The sequence below is a fragment of the Microcoleus sp. B4-C1 genome (assembly GCF_036705285.1).
In the GTDB taxonomy this organism is placed as follows: domain Bacteria; phylum Cyanobacteriota; class Cyanobacteriia; order Cyanobacteriales; family Microcoleaceae; genus Microcoleus.
The window spans coordinates 1-1,412 of sequence record NZ_JAUBUC010000226.1; the positions used below are offsets into that span (position 1 = coordinate 1).

Below are 1,412 nucleotides of genomic sequence, written 5' to 3' on the forward strand. Positions count from 1 at the left end.
GGGAGCATCCCGGTTTTGTAAATGGTTAAAAGTATGATAAGAGCCAAAATTTTTCGCCCTCCGCTATATGATAGAACGCAAAAGTTATCGCCCGCACGCTAACCGAACTGGCGAGAGAGGAGTATCTAAAGTATGGGATTTGGGAAGAAAAATAAAAAAGAGGTATCTATATTCTAGATTAATTCATTCAAGTAAGCACACCTAAGTTTGAGCATTTGATTAATATTTTCACTCCCCCACTGAGCGCCGGAAATTTTTAATCTTCTATCAATCTGTTTCACTAATGATTCCACCGCTCCCGACCCAATAGAACAAATCTTTTGGCTGGATAAGAGTTGATAGTTGACAATTCGATTCCGATGTTTTGTGAGATATTTACAAAAGTTAGTAGCCTGACGACTACTGCACAACTCAAACAACTTAATGGTTTCATCTATACGACCTTGCCACAACAATTCTTTGGCTTGAGACAGCCGTTTCCTAGACCCTGCTACTTTGTACAGATTTTCTACTAAATGATACCAGTCTAAGATTTCTCGGCGATTACCATCCGGATTGAATTTACCGATGATATTCCAAATTCCGTCATGTCCATCACCTAAACAAGTCACTAGGGAATTTAACGGCTGACGATTGACATAATCAATCAATACTTCATTTTCCAGAAAATATGCACCATAAAAGCTGCCATGAAGACTAACTGCTTTGTAATCCAGCCAGTGAGAACCCTCTCCTTTTGGTCCTCTAACACGCACTTTCCCTCCATCTACGCTGGTTTCTTTAATGGGGGCTTCTGCTACTGGTTCAACCCACTCTTGGTTTTCTACCAATCTATGTAAACTGGTATGACCTATCTTGACTCCCGTCTGTACTTCAATTTCTTGAGATGCCTTGGAATAGGATAACAGGGCTACTTGTCGCAGACAGCATTTCTCAAAAACAGGGGCCAAGCGAGTCGATTTTTTGAGATTTAATTTTTCTGCTTGTTTTTCGGTAATTTTTAACTCACCCACACAGCTTTTTACTGTTCGGGGACGTCCTTTGTCTGTCCCCGTGGTTTCTTTGATAAAAAAAAAGCAACTTGGGGTCCCACTATCTCTATCCATTGTTTTCTCAGGTGACCTTCTATTGTTTCCAGGCTCTCTAATGCCTCGGGGGGAGTGTTTCTGTATAAAATTTTGGCGATTTCAGCAGTATGAGCTTGTAAACGTGCTCGGGTAGTCAGGCGTCATTTTGATTCCCTCAAAATTATTTATTGACTATTGTAACTCTTGAGACACTCTATTCTTCAGTTGCTATAAAATGGCTTATTGACTCTAAAACATATTTTTTCGGGAAGCTAAGTGTCGGTTTTCCAAAAAAACAATACATCATATCATACTTTTGTATACTTGCAAAATCGGGATGCTCCC

General features: G+C 39.9%; 1 protein-coding gene. It reads right to left on the minus strand.

Features of this window, described 5'->3' with window-relative positions; translation table 11 throughout:
• Positions 1-173: 173 nt before the first annotated feature.
• Positions 174-1,225 (minus strand): ISKra4 family transposase gene (locus tag QUB26_RS31795; RefSeq protein ID WP_333247079.1). Its coding sequence is split into 2 segments (ribosomal slippage): positions 174-1,075 and positions 1,075-1,225, totalling 1,053 coding nucleotides; the frame shifts between segments, so codons are not numbered across the junction.
• Positions 1,226-1,412 lie beyond the last annotated feature (187 nt).